This is a genomic window from Marinimicrobium sp. UBA4209 (assembly GCF_002381585.1).
Taxonomy (GTDB): Bacteria; Pseudomonadota; Gammaproteobacteria; order Pseudomonadales; family Cellvibrionaceae; genus Marinimicrobium; species Marinimicrobium koreense.
In genome coordinates, this window is the sequence record NZ_DFTP01000102.1 from 1 (window position 1) to 11917 (window position 11917).

General features: G+C 60.1%; 8 protein-coding genes. 3 read left to right on the forward strand and 5 right to left on the reverse strand.

The genetic code is table 11. The features are described from left to right. The first annotated feature begins 122 nt into the window (after nt 1-122). A complete protein-coding gene (locus B3187_RS14755; RefSeq protein WP_286807232.1) occupies nt 123-629 on the forward strand; it encodes an REP-associated tyrosine transposase in 507 nt (168 codons plus the stop codon). Between the two features lie 186 nt (nt 630-815). Here the strand turns inward: B3187_RS14755 and B3187_RS14760 are convergent, their stop codons facing one another. The 5 genes from B3187_RS14760 to B3187_RS14780 all read right to left on the reverse strand — a co-directional run bounded on the left by B3187_RS14760 (nt 816) and on the right by B3187_RS14780 (nt 6818). Continuing rightward, on the reverse strand, nt 816-1892 hold the full coding sequence (locus B3187_RS14760) for an efflux RND transporter periplasmic adaptor subunit (protein ID WP_286807233.1): 1077 nt from the start codon (nt 1890-1892) through the stop codon (nt 816-818). A gap of 33 nt (nt 1893-1925) precedes the next feature. Continuing rightward, nucleotides 1926-3191 carry an ABC transporter permease gene (locus B3187_RS14765; RefSeq protein ID WP_286807234.1) on the reverse strand — a complete coding sequence of 422 codons (1266 nt, stop codon included), beginning with the start codon at nt 3189-3191 and terminating at the stop codon, nt 1926-1928. A 6-nt stretch (nt 3192-3197) separates the two neighbouring features. Continuing rightward, the gene (locus B3187_RS14770) at nt 3198-4433 is read right to left on the reverse strand and encodes an ABC transporter permease (RefSeq protein WP_024461718.1); all 1236 of its coding nucleotides are present in this window, start codon (nt 4431-4433) and stop codon (nt 3198-3200) included. Nucleotides 4434-4448: 15 nt separating this feature from the next. Next, complete coding sequence (locus B3187_RS14775) at nt 4449-5147, reverse strand: ABC transporter ATP-binding protein (protein ID WP_123638710.1); 699 nt, start codon at nt 5145-5147, stop codon at nt 4449-4451. Between the two features lie 204 nt (nt 5148-5351). Further along, entirely contained in the window at nt 5352-6818 is a 1467-nt protein-coding gene (locus B3187_RS14780) for an SLC13 family permease (protein WP_286807235.1), read from the reverse strand. A 257-nt stretch (nt 6819-7075) separates the two neighbouring features. On the opposite strand from B3187_RS14780, the gene B3187_RS14785 reads away from it, so the two are divergent. Beyond that, complete coding sequence (locus B3187_RS14785) at nt 7076-8806, forward strand: response regulator (protein WP_286807236.1); 1731 nt, start codon at nt 7076-7078, stop codon at nt 8804-8806. Further along, nucleotides 8806-11661 (forward strand): class I adenylate cyclase, encoded by a 2856-nt coding sequence (locus B3187_RS14790; RefSeq protein ID WP_286807237.1) that lies wholly within the window; start codon nt 8806-8808, stop codon nt 11659-11661. The genes B3187_RS14785 and B3187_RS14790 overlap by 1 nt, the downstream gene beginning before the upstream one ends. The last annotated feature ends 256 nt before the right edge of the window (nt 11662-11917 follow it).

Genomic DNA, 11917 nt, shown 5'->3' on the forward strand with positions numbered 1-11917 from the left:
TTTTCTACCTTATAACTGACTACTCGAACTCAACGAATTCACGGCACGCTCCCGCAGGTCGGGTTAGCGAAGCGTAACCCGACAGCAACCACCAACACCAACTCGTAAACCACGGAGGGTTTATGCAATACCGACGTTATTATCACCCCGGCGCTGCCTATTTCTTCACCGTCGTCACCGCAAGACGACGCCCTCTATTTGATCATCCCAGTGTTGTTGGCCTACTCAGACAGCGTATTCGACAGGTCAAAATCCAATACCCGTTTGTTCTCGACTCAATAGTCGTACTACCGGATCATCTACACTGTATCTGGGTTCTACCTGAGGATGACAGTGATTTTTCAATCCGTTGGCGCCTGATAAAGTCGGGACTAAGTCGAACACTTCGGGAGTCCTTTGGTTTGACCGGACCGTTCTGGCAGTCACGTTTTTGGGAGCATTTTCTGAGAGACGAGCGGGATTGGCAGAGGCATAGAGATTACATACACTTTAATCCGGTTAAACATGAATTGGTGAGACGGGTGCGGGACTGGCCGCATTCAAGTTTCCATCGGTTTGTAGAGCGAGGAGAATATCCTGAGGACTGGGGCGGCGTTGTGCCGGATCTTAGGGGAGTGGGAAAGGAGTGAGTTTTGAGTGTGACGTTGTACGATGACGCTTTTGGCGTTTTTAGCTACTAACACCGTTGCTGTCTCCGTGGGCTGTCGGGTTACGCTTCGCTAACCCGACCTACTCGAACCTGAAGATTCCACGGCAAGTTCCAGTAGGTCGGGTTAACCGAAGGCGTAACCCGACAGCTGCTGCCTTTACGTGGATCAGGACTGTTTCTTGATCTTCTCGTCCTGAGTCAAACCTTCAACGACCTCAATGTGGATGCCGTTGGATAGCCCCACCTCGACGGGGCGTTTTTCAAACACCTGATCGGCGGTTTCGACTTCGACAAAATACTCATCGCCCTCAATGATCAGATTACCCTCGTTGATGGCCAACACGTCTTTGCGTTCGGCCAGAACAATATCCGCATTGGCACTGTAATTGGCTCGTAGAAACACCTGGTCTTCCAGGGTCACGGCGGCGCGGATTTCGAATTTGATAGTGCCCTGATCTTCTTCACCTTTAGGAGCAATGTGCTCCAGGGTCGCATCGAAGGTCTCGTCCTGCAGCGCGCCCACATGCAGAATCAGTGACATGCCCTCTTCGATTTTACCGACTTCCGCTTCGTCCACCTTGCCCTCGAAAATCATATCGCTCATGTCGGCCATCACGGCGACCGGTGTACCCGCTCCGTAGGTGCTGGATTCAACGATAAACGCACCTTCCTTATTGGGAATATCCAGGATCATGCCATCGACCGGTGCGCGGATCACGTTGGACACCAGATCGGAATCGCTGGTGGCGCCCTCGCTGATCAGCAGCAGGTGATTTTCTGCCGAGCGAACCGCTTCGCGCTTGAGCTCGTAGTCCAACTGGAACCGGCTGAATTCCGAGGCGGGAATCAGCCCGCTTTCAAACAATTTGCGCTGTCGGTCCAACTCCTCTTCAGCGTTGGCCAGGCTGATCCGTGCGGAGTCGAGTTGGGACTCGGCGTTGTTCAGCATCACCATACTGGGAGCCAGGGTGATGCGCGAAATCAGATCGCCCTTGCGTACCGTCTGTCCGGCAGTGACATACACGGTGTCCACCACGCCGGACACCTGGGAGGTCACGTTGACCTCCTTGCGGGGAACCACCCGGCCGGTGGCCACGGTTTTCTGGACAATGTCCATTATCGCAGGCGCGTCCGTTTCGTAGGTCACCGGCTTGGCCTGGGATTTGTTGTACAGAAATACCGCCGTGCTGATAAAGATCAGTGCGATAAACCCGAGCAGAAGAACTGTGAATACCTTTTTCATGGTGACGATCTCGTAGTGAAGCAAACGTGAAAATTATTCGTCCTGAAGGGCCGCGATCGGATTGACGCTGGCCGCTTTGGCGGCGGGGAGCAACGCCGCAATGACCCCGGAAACGATCAACACGGCCAAGGCCATCAGCGCTGTGGTGAAATCCACTTCCGGATTGCTGAACATGCCGGCCCGGCCGCCGCTGGCCGCGAGCAGGGCATTGACGCCCTCCAGCAGCAGGACGCCCGCCACCAGACCGGTGTAGCCGGCCACGGCGGTAATGAAGATGGACTCCTGCACGATCATGGCCACGATGGACGTAGGTGTTGCGCCCAGCGCCTTGCGCAACCCGATTTCCCGGGTGCGCTCCCGAACCACGATCAACATGATGTTGCCCACACCCAGGGCGCCGGCCATGATGGTGCCGATGGCCACAAACCAACTGAATACCTGAATGCCGGTGAACAGCCCGTTGATCTTGTCGAACTCGGTCTGCAGGTTGAAGCTGCCCAGCACGCCGACATCATCGGGCGCCACCTGCTTGCGTTCGTGCAAAAATGATTTGACCTGCTGCTCGACGTTGGCGGCGTGAACGCCCGGCTTGGGGATTACCACCATGCTGCCGATCCAGGCGGTCTGGTTGAAGGTCTGGCGCAGCGTATCGTTGGGCATGTAGATACGCTCTTCCTCGCTGCTGTCGGGCTCGGTCGAGGTGCTGGCGTACACGCCCACTACCTGAAAGCTGATGCCATCGATGGTCAGATACTGTCCGACGGCCGCTTCGCCCGGCGCGAACAGTTGGTCCTTGACCCGTTGGCCGATGATCACCACTTTGCGCCTTTCCCGGTCGTCGAGCGTGTTCAGATAGCGCCCTTCCACAACCCGCTGCCTAAAAATTCCGGCCATTCCGGCCATGGCGCCCTGAACGGAAAAACTGCCACTGTTCTGTTCGTACACGGTGTAGGCCGGTGAACCGCCCCAGATGCCCACACTGTTCTGGGGGTAGAGACGATCGACGGTGGGAATATTGTCGCGAATCGCCGGAAGATCGTCGGGTCGCAGTATGATCTGGCGGCCAATGGGCATGCCTTGATACGGCACCTGAGTGCGTCCCTGAGACCAGATCCACACCGCATTGGGTACGCCGCGAAAACCTTCCATCACGCCGTTCTCGAGTCCCTTGCCCGCGCCGAGCAGCACGGTCAGCATGAAAATGCCCCAGAACACCCCGAAGGCGGTGAGCCCGGTGCGCAGTTTGTGCTGGCGCAGGGTGATGAAAATTTCCTGCCACTTTTGGGTATCAATAATCACTGGTGGCTACTCCGCGCGCATGGCTTCAATGGGCATGATTCGGGCCGCTTTCAGCGCCGGCACCAGACCCGCCAGGGCACCCACAATCACCAGCAATACGATGGCAGTGATCGCCGCCTGGAAGTTGACTTCCGGGTTCTGAAAGAACGGCAGGTTGGCGCCCACTGAGCGCAGGCCGAAGGCCATCAGTTCGATCAGTCCCACGCCCAAGACCAGCCCGGCATAGCCGGCGATACTGGTGACCAGAATGGATTCCAGCAGCAGCGTCTTCACAATATTGAACGGCGTTGCGCCCAGGGCTTTGCGAATGCCGATTTCCCGGGTGCGCTCTTTTACCGTAATGATCATGATGTTGCTAACACCCACAATACCGGCGGTGAGCGTGCCCAAGCCGACAAACCAGATGAAGGCATTGATCGCCAGGAAAAGCCCGTTGACCATTTTTGCGGGGCCGGCCATGTTGAAGGACTGGATTGCCCGGCGATCCTCCTCCGCCACCTGATGACGCTGCTTCAGCAGCTCAATCACCTGTTGTTCCACCTGAACACCGTCGTAGCCGGGTGCCGGCCGAAGCCACAGTGTCTGAATGTTGTCGCCGCCCCCGAAGACGGTGCGATAGGTGGTATCGGCAATGTAGATGCGCTCGGAGTCCTGGCCGCGGTTGTTCCGGTCGTAGAACACACCCACCACCGTCAGCACTACGTTGTTGACCGTGACTTCCTGGCCGACCGGGTCCGTTCCGGGGCCAAACAATCGCTCGACCACGGTGCGCCCGAGCAGACAGGATTTGCGCAACTGGGCCTGGTCAAGACGGTTCAGCTCGCGGCCGAAGTCGAATGGCTCCACGCCTTTGATGCGGAAAAAATCATCGGGGATACCGTGCAGGGAAAAACTGCCGGTTTTGTTGCCCGCACGAATACTGGCGTTATTGATGCGGTTTTCCGACGCGATAAACCCGACGCCGGGGACCTGACGTTTGATGGCGGACAGATCGGCGGTGGTGAGCTGAATGCGCCGACCCACCGACATGCCCTGATGGGCCACCGAGGTCGCCCCGGACCAGATCACCACAAAATCGCGCACGTCGGTACCGAAGCTGTCGTACACGCCGTTCTGCATGCCCCGGCCGGCGCCGAGTAGCAGGATCAGCATGAAAATACCCCAGAACACGCCGAAGGCGGTGAGCGCGGTGCGCAGTTTGTTCTGGCGCAGGGTGTAGAGAATTTCCTGTAATCCGTCCATGTCTGGCCTCGGCGCTCAGGCGTGTTCGAGGGCTGATCTGTGCAGATCGGCGGCGGAAATAATCTGGCCGTCTTTGAGCACAATCTGCCGCTCGGTCTGGTTGGCGACATCCTTTTCATGAGTGACGATCACGATGGTGTTGCCCAGGCTGTGCACTTCCTTGATCAGCGCCATGATGTCCTCGGTCGTTTTGCTGTCCAGGGCGCCGGTGGGCTCATCGGCGAGAATGACTTTGGGCTGGGTGACCAACGCCCGGGCAATGGCCACCCGCTGCTTCTGGCCGCCAGAGAGTTCGTTGGGCATGTGCAGGGCGCGGTCACTCAGCCCCACCATCTCCAGATAGCGGGCGGCCGTCCGGTTGCGCTCCTTGCGCCCGACATTCTGGTAGTACAGTGGCAGGGCCACATTCTCCAGGGCATTTTTGAAAGGCAGCAGGTTGAATGACTGAAAAATGAAGCCGAGCAACTGGTTGCGCATTTGCGCGGCGGTCTTCTGTTTCAGGTGGCGAATTTCCCGCCCGGCAAGGAAGTAGTCGCCCTCATCGTGAGTATCGAGAATCCCCAGAATATTCAGCAGGGTGGATTTGCCTGAGCCCGACGAACCCATGATCGACACCAGCTCGCCCTCGCGAATGTGCAGGTTGATGCCCTTGAGCACATGCAGGCGCTGGTCGCCGGTGGCGTAGTACTTGTGAATATTATCGAGTTTGATCATGACGCTGTCCGCAAATTGGCTTCCTGGCTAGATAGCCCAGACTGATACCTTGATGCCGACCGCTCCGAAAGGCCGGCGGCTGGCTTACCTGTTGTGCTCTGGGTTAGGACGCGAGCGGCAACGGGTTTGGATTCACAGTGGGCTGATTATTATCATCCGGTCAGCGAGACTATATCCCTTTTGGCTCAAACTAACCAGTGAGCACTAGTGGAACAGCCGCCAGTGAATCAGCGCCGTCCCGAGGGCCGCCACCAGAGCGGTACCGATCAAATTGAGCGCTAAACCGGCGGATGCCATCTGTTTGATCGATAGCTGGTTTGAGCCAAACACAATGGCATTCGGCGGGGTGGCCACCGGCAGCATGAAGGCACAGCTCGCGGCAATCGCGGCGGGCACCACGAGCGCCTCCACCGGCAGACCCAGGGCGATGGCCAGCGCGCCCAGCAGAGGGAGAAAGGCCGCCGTTGTCGCGGTATTGCTGGTGATTTCGGTCAGAAAAATGATGGTTGCCGTCACGGCCAAAACAATGACCGCGGTAGGCCAACGATTCAGCGTTTCAAGGCCCGAGGCAATGGCTTGGGCGAGCCCGGAATCCTGGATGATACCGGCCAGGGCCAGCCCGCCACCGAACAGCAGCAATACCCCCCAGGGCAGTTTCTGGCTGGATTCCCAGTCCATCAGGCGTGAGCCCTTCCCATCACCGGCGGGAAGCGCGTGCAGTGCAATGGCACAGGCAATGGCAATGCTGGTGTCGGTGAGCGAACCAGCGGGGAATACTCCGGCCAGCAGGGGCTGAAAAATCCAGGCCACCGCCGTCACGATAAACACCCAAGTGACCCGCTTTTCCATCCGCGTCATGGGCCCCAGCTCGTCGAGGCGCTGCCGGAACAGGTCGTGATCGGTTTTGTGATGCGGGGCGTCGCCGGTGCCGGCGGTCCGTCCGCGGGCCACCACATGGGCCAGCCACAGCCAGGCCGCCATCAGCATGGTCAGGCTGACCGGCAAGCCGATGATCATCCACTCGCCAAAGCCCAGTTCGATACCGTGTTGTTCGGACAGATAGGCGGCCAGCAGAGCGTTTGGCGGGGTGCCGATCAGAGTGGCAATGCCGCCGATACTCGCGGAATAGGCAACGGCAAGCAGCAGGGCTACGGCGTAGGGGTTGCCCGAACGGGCATCATCGACCCCTTTTACCTGAATGACCGAGAGCGCGATGGGTAGCATCATGATCGCGGTGGCCGTATTGCTGACCCACATGCTCAGAAAGGCCGTGGCCAACATGAAGCCCGCCAGTTCCCGGGCCGGTGTGCCGCCCATGGTGGACAGAATCCGCAGTGCCATTCTCTCGTGCAGACGCCAGCGTTCCATGGCCAGGCCCAACACAAACCCGCCGAGAAACAGGAAGATCAGCGGGTGGGCATAATCGCGGGTTACCGCACCGGGCTCGACCAGACCGAGCAGTGGGCCGAGCACAATCGGCAGCAGCGCGGTGGCGGCCAGAGGCAATGTTTCGGCAATCCAGAACACGGCCATCAGCCATGCCAACCCCAGAGCGCGCCAGGCCTCGGTGGACAGACCGCCGGGGGCCGGAACCAGGGCCACCAAGAGCACGCCGGTGATCCCGAGCAGTAGACTGAGCCATTTTCCCTGGGTGGGTCGGATATCGGGCAAGATAGGCCTCTTTGAGTGGTTATGACCGGACATTGATTTTTCCTTTGGCATAGCGCCAAAAATGCACTAGCCTTAGAGGCTGTAGCCCGTTTTCAGCACAGTCTGGACGGGCCCTCCGGGCGAGAGCAGACCGCTGACGGCCCTCGAAGTATATACCTTGTATGCGCTTCGAGCCGTCTGAAGCAAGCCGGCGCTGGCGCCGCCCTATTCGATAAATGGCCAGCGGTGCTTTGGCAATGGCGACAAATGACCTCTCTGTGCAACAGCGCATACGCGCGCTGGAGAAGGAACTGGCAGAGCTGAAAGCCCAAGTGGCTTCTTCAGAGCCCGCCGGTGCGCTTTCCGAGGCGCAGGCATCGGATCGGTTGCCCAGCGCCCAGGATGCCCTGATTGCCGCCAAAACCCAGGCCGACCTGGCCAACCGCACTAAAAGTGAATTTCTGGCACGAATGAGCCACGAAATCCGCACGCCCATGAACGCCATCATCGGCCTGGGGCACCTGTTGGGCGACACCCCGCTGGACGACCAACAGCGCAGCTATCTGGACAGCATGGGCGCGGCGGCGGACTCCCTGCTTCATATCATTAACCAGGTGCTCGACTTCTCCAAAATCGAGACCGGTAAAATCGTCCTCGAATCCGCTCATTTCGATCTGGAGCAGGTGTTCGAAAAGCTCGCCCGGTTGTTCGAAGTCAGCGCCATCCATCGGCAGGTGGACATCACCTACGATCTTCACCCGGACGTGCCCCGCTTTCTCCGGGGCGATACCGCCCGCCTGAGCCAGATACTGAGCCATCTGGTCAATAACGCCATGCAATACTCCACCAGCGACCGGGTGCTGCTGAGCGTGCGTCAGACCCAAACGACGCCAGAGGGCGTCGAGCTGAAATTCTGCATCACCGATTTCGGTGTGGGAATGAGCCCGGAGCAGGTCGCGGCACTGGAAGCCAGTTTCGAGGCCATGGCCCGGGGCCCCCGGCAAGTGGGGGTGGCGACCAGCACGGGGTTGACCATCTGCTATCACCTGATCAAGCTCATGCAGGGCGAACTGGAAATCCAGACCGAGCCGGGCCAGGGCTGCCGGATCAGTTTTACCGCCCGGTTTGAGCACAGTCAGATCGGGGCCTGGACGCTGAAGGAGCGCCCGGATCAGTTTGAGCATCTTCGCGCCCTGATTGTCGATGATAATGCCCTGGCGCGGGAGATCATTGCACGAACCCTGCACAATATGCAGCTTCATGCCGACTGTGCAGCGTCGGCCGAGGAGGCGATTCACCAGTTACGCACGGCCGAACGGGCCGGCCGGCCCTACGATCTGGTGCTGATGGATTATCAGATGCCGGTAGTCAACGGCCTGGAGGCCACCGAAGTGCTCAAGGCAGATCCGGAACTGGCCCATACACCCCAGGTCCTGCTGATTTCATCCTACCACCGCGATGAAATTTTCGACGGCGAGCAGAATGCCGAACTGGTGGATGGGTTCCTGAACAAGCCCGTCAGCGAATCGCGGCTGTTTGACGCACTCAGTCAGCTGTTCAGCGGCCATCTCAACGCCCAGGCCACCAACGCGCCCGGCGCGGAGGTATCCCTGGCGGGGTTGAGTGTCTTGCTCGCGGAAGACAACAAGGTGAACCAGCAGGTGGCCCAGGGCATTCTGCGCAAGCGTGGTGCTGAAGTGACACTGGCCGCCACAGGCCGGGAGGCGCTGGATCAGTTCTATCGGAATGTGGATCATTTCGATGTCATATTGATGGACCTGGAAATGCCCGACATGGATGGCTATGAGGCGACCCGGCGGATTCGCGCCGGCGACCAGCGCCCGGACATTCCCATCGTGGCCCTGACCGCTCAGGCACTGCGGGGCGACCGTGAGCGCTGCCTGGCCGAGGGCATGAACGACTACATCAGTAAACCCATCAAACCGGCCCTGCTCTACCAGACCCTGTTCGAGGTGGTTCAGGCGGCAACCACACCCCAGGGCAAGTAATGGGCCTACGCTCAGACGTCATTGAACTCGATCATAGTGATGGCGGGCTCGACCGGAAACAGCTCAAGCGGCTCAAACAGCGTTTTCTCGATCTCAATCGGGTGCGCCACCGGCGCATGCTCGAGGGCCTGAGCGACCGTCAGCAGGACCTGGTGGTTCTGCTGCCGCTGCTGTTTCACGTCAACCACCCCATGTTGCCCGGTTACGTCTCTGGCACCGCCCCCGCCGGTCTCAGCGGTTACGAACCCGACCGGGATCAGATCCGCCTCGCCCGGGGGTTGGCCCGCAGCTTCCACTATCAGCGCGACGTCAGCGCCCGCGCCTGTGACATCGACGCGCTGTTTGTCATGGGCAGCGTCGGCACCATCGCCCAGAGCGAAGGCAGTGACCTGGATGTCTGGGTATGCCACCGGCCGGGCCTGGAGCGCGAGGCGCGCGATCAGCTCCGGCGCAAGTGTCGCCAGCTGTCGCTCTGGGCGGAACAGCAGGTGCGCCTGGAGGTACACTTTTTTCTGATGGAGCCCGATCAGTTCCGCACGGGTCAGCTGGGCCAGCTGTCGGCGGAAGGCAGTGGCTCCGCCCAGCGGTTTCTCCTGCTGGATGAGTTCTATCGCACCGCCCTGTGGCTGGGCGGCAAGCTACCTTTGTGGTGGTTTGTGCCCGGTACCTGTGAGCGCGACTACGCCGCCTACACACAAACCCTGCTCGGGCAGCGGTTCCTGCGTGCCGCCGAGGTGATCGACTTTGGCGGCCTGCCGGACATTCCCACCGATGAATTCGTGGGCGCGGGCATCTGGCACCTCTATAAAGGCATTGAGTCGCCCCACAAATCGGTCTTGAAACTGATGCTGCTGGAGGCCTATCTGCAGGGGCAGGATCGGCGTCCGTTGGCGCTGACCTTCAAAGAGGCGGTGTATCAACAGGCGCCACACCCGGATCGCCTCGACGCCTATGTGATGATCTACCGGCGTTTGGAGCAGTACCTGATCGATACGGGTGACGTAGGAGACCGCCTCAACCTGGCCCGCCGTTGCCTGTACTTTAAAGTGGACAAACCGCTGACCCGGCCACCCCGCAGTGGGCGCAAGTCCTGGCAGCGGGAGCAACTCGAGCAACTGGTGGCGGAGTGGGGGTGGAGCCACACTGAGCTTCAGCGGCTGGACCAGCGCCGGCACTGGAAGGTGCCTGATGTCATGGAGGAACGACGCCAACTGGTGGCGGAGCTCAGTGCCAGCTACCGGCTGATCAACGCGGTCAGTAAGGCGTCCACCGAAACCCGGATCAGCGATGACGAGCTGATGGTCCTGGGGCGCAAACTGCACGCGGCGTTTGAGCGCAAGGCGGGCAAGGTGGAGTGGCTCAACCCCGACATCTCCCAGGACATCGCCGAACCGGCGTTGATCTTTGTGGAAGAGCCGGACACGAGCCCCGAGGGGGCCCGCTTCTGGGCCGTGTTTCGCAGCCGGGATGGCCAGCCGGACGGCCCGCCCCTCAAGCGCGCGCGCTATCTGGGGGAGCTGCTGCTGTGGACCTATGGCAACGGCGTGCTCGGCGCCGGTGCCTGGTTTGATGTGCAGGGCGAGCGGGTCAGCCTGACCGCCCCCCAGCGCCAGCAACTCTGGCAATGGCTGCATCAGTGGCTGCCCTTGCCGCTGGTGACCCGGGCCCACGAGCCTTTCCAGCGGGCCGCTCGCGCGGAACGCCTGCTGCTACTGTTTAATCTGGGCGTCGAGTCCCAGGCCAATCTCCACGAGCGGGGCCTGCAGATGCTCAGTGCCCAGCGCGATGCCCTGGATTTCAGCGGCCTGCGCGACAATCTGGTACTGACCCTAGATCTGGTCCAGATCAACAGTTGGCGCGAAGTGCTGTGCCGTCACTATGACGACGATGCACTGATCAACGGTCTTCAGTATTACCTGCGCCTGGCTCCTCCGGGACGGGGGCTGGCCCCGCCGGAGGTGACCATCCGCTGCCTGGGAGCCCAGGGTAACCTGGTGGTACAGCGTCTGGAGGAGCTCTGGCAGGATCTGGTCGGCTGTTATTACTCCGGCACCCGTCCCGCCAGTAGCCGCTATGTGCTGGAAACCGCCGAAGGCTATGTGCTGATCCAGTTCCTCCAGCAACAACCCCACGTCACCCGTTATGGCAGCTACGATGCCCTGATCGACAAGCTGACCAATGCGCAACTGGAATACAGCCCCATCGTGGTCGATCGGCACGCCCTGAAAAATCGTCCTCTGAAACTGATGGCCGACCAGGCTCGCGAGCCGGGGGTCTATCTGTTTTATCAGGTGCAGGAAGAGGAGGCCGAAGTGACCTTGATTGATGAGCTGGGGTCTCTGCTGGTGATCCGGCTCTCGTTTTTCAGCCACACGACGCTTCTGCGTCCCCTGCATCATTTCCTGCGTTCCGTCGTGGCCCGTCAGAGCGCCAGCGCCGATCAGGGAGGAGACGCGACGCCCCCGGTTCGGCTGTTTGAGCTGTGTGGCCGGGTGGATCAGGGTCGCGGCTACCTGGAGGAACGTGCCAGCGCCGGAGACCTCAGCCGGTTGACCTTCACCAACATTCAGGTGATTGCCGAGCCGGCTCCGGACGGCGATATCCTGTACACCGTGTACTGTAACGACCGGGAGTTCTCCGCGCTGGATTATGGGGACGAGCTGTTCAGCGAAGTGGCGCGCTATATCTTGTCCATGCGTCGTGCCAAAGAGCGCTATCCCTGCTATATCACCGACCTGGACCTCAGTCAGTGCCGGGACCTGTTGGCGCCGCAACTGGGGCTTCAGCTCAGCCACTACCTGGACATCAAGGCCCAGCTGGAACAGCGGCTCAACAGGGCGCTGATGGATCTGTAAGCGCGTGTGTTAAAAACCGTGAGACCCGTGGAAATTTGTGCGGGCGCAGGGTAGGCTATGCCGGGGTTCGTCATACAAGTTGGGCGGCCTTCCCCAGGTGGTACCTATGAAGAGTCACCGAATCGCTCAGATCGGCAATTCGTATTAGCGATGTTTGATCCACCGGGTCAATAATATAACGAGACAGAGATGTAACTATGGCAGACAACCACTACGACGCAATTGTGGTCGGCTCCGGCATCAGCGGCGGCTGGGC

Coding starts and splice junctions, on each gene's coding strand:
- B3187_RS14760 (WP_286807233.1), bottom strand. CDS start 1,892: ATGAAAAAGGTATTCACAGTTCTTCTGCTCGGGTTTATCGCACTGATC.
- B3187_RS14770 (WP_024461718.1), bottom strand. CDS start 4,433: ATGGACGGATTACAGGAAATTCTCTACACCCTGCGCCAGAACAAACTG.
- B3187_RS14755 (WP_286807232.1), top strand. CDS start 123: ATGCAATACCGACGTTATTATCACCCCGGCGCTGCCTATTTCTTCACC.
- B3187_RS14790 (WP_286807237.1), top strand. CDS start 8,806: ATGGGCCTACGCTCAGACGTCATTGAACTCGATCATAGTGATGGCGGG.
- B3187_RS14775 (WP_123638710.1), bottom strand. CDS start 5,147: ATGATCAAACTCGATAATATTCACAAGTACTACGCCACCGGCGACCAG.